Source organism: Escherichia sp. 93.1518 (assembly GCF_013368915.2).
Taxonomy (GTDB): Bacteria; Pseudomonadota; Gammaproteobacteria; order Enterobacterales; family Enterobacteriaceae; genus Escherichia; species Escherichia ruysiae.
Map to the genome: position 1 here is coordinate 1 of NZ_JABWMT020000091.1, position 1,020 is coordinate 1,020.

1 protein-coding gene is annotated in these 1,020 nt (G+C 53.8%); it reads left to right on the top strand.

The window, feature by feature from the left end:
* Nucleotides 1-1,020: elongation factor Tu (gene tuf, locus HEN21_RS22505; RefSeq protein ID WP_000407794.1), on the top strand; the 1,020-nt coding region annotated here is incomplete at both ends.

Consider the following 1,020-nt stretch of genomic DNA (forward strand, 5'->3'; position numbering starts at 1 on the left):
GCATTCGACCAGATCGATAACGCGCCGGAAGAAAAAGCTCGTGGTATCACCATCAACACTTCTCACGTTGAATATGACACCCCGACCCGTCACTACGCACACGTAGACTGCCCGGGGCACGCCGACTATGTTAAAAACATGATCACCGGTGCTGCGCAGATGGACGGCGCGATCCTGGTTGTTGCTGCGACTGACGGCCCGATGCCGCAGACTCGTGAGCACATCCTGCTGGGTCGTCAGGTAGGCGTTCCGTACATCATCGTGTTCCTGAACAAATGCGACATGGTTGATGACGAAGAGCTGCTGGAACTGGTTGAAATGGAAGTTCGTGAACTTCTGTCTCAGTACGATTTCCCGGGCGACGACACTCCGATCGTTCGTGGTTCTGCTCTGAAAGCGCTGGAAGGCGACGCAGAGTGGGAAGCGAAAATCCTGGAACTGGCTGGCTTCCTGGATTCTTACATTCCGGAACCAGAGCGTGCGATTGACAAGCCGTTCCTGCTGCCGATCGAAGACGTATTCTCCATCTCCGGTCGTGGTACCGTTGTTACCGGTCGTGTAGAACGCGGTATCATCAAAGTTGGTGAAGAAGTTGAAATCGTTGGTATCAAAGAGACTCAGAAGTCTACCTGTACTGGCGTTGAAATGTTCCGCAAACTGCTGGACGAAGGCCGTGCTGGTGAGAACGTAGGTGTTCTGCTGCGTGGTATCAAACGTGAAGAAATCGAACGTGGTCAGGTACTGGCTAAGCCGGGCACCATCAAGCCGCACACCAAGTTCGAATCTGAAGTGTACATTCTGTCCAAAGATGAAGGCGGCCGTCATACACCGTTCTTCAAAGGCTACCGTCCGCAGTTCTACTTCCGTACTACTGACGTGACTGGTACTATCGAACTGCCGGAAGGCGTAGAGATGGTAATGCCGGGCGACAACATCAAGATGGTTGTTACCCTGATCCACCCGATCGCGATGGACGACGGTCTGCGTTTCGCAATCCGTGAAGGCGGCCGTACCGTTGGC